Consider the following 264-nt stretch of genomic DNA (forward strand, 5'->3'; position numbering starts at 1 on the left):
GCCGGATGGGGGGTGTTCCTCGCGATCCTGGCCGCCAAGGCGGAAGGTGCCGGACGGGAAGTGATCGCCGTGGACCCCCGCAACACCTCCCGGCGGTGCCCCGAATGCGGGCACACCGCCAAGGAGAACCGGCCCACACAGGAGAAGTTCCACTGCGCCTCGTGCGGCCACCAGGCGCACGCGGACACGGTGGGCGCCCTGAACGTTCTACGGGCCGGGCTGGCCCGTCGCGACGCCGACCAGGCATAGCGAGAAGCCCCCTCG

General features: G+C 72.0%; 1 protein-coding gene. It reads left to right on the plus strand.

Going from position 1 to position 264, the window contains the following annotated elements:
* The coding region (locus J0695_RS43325) for a zinc ribbon domain-containing protein (RefSeq protein WP_206970283.1) at window positions 1–249 on the plus strand (249 nt) is incomplete at its 5' end.
* Window positions 250–264 lie beyond the last annotated feature (15 nt).

Source organism: Streptomyces beijiangensis (assembly GCF_017315755.1).
Lineage (GTDB): Bacteria > Actinomycetota > Actinomycetes > Streptomycetales > Streptomycetaceae > Streptomyces > Streptomyces beijiangensis.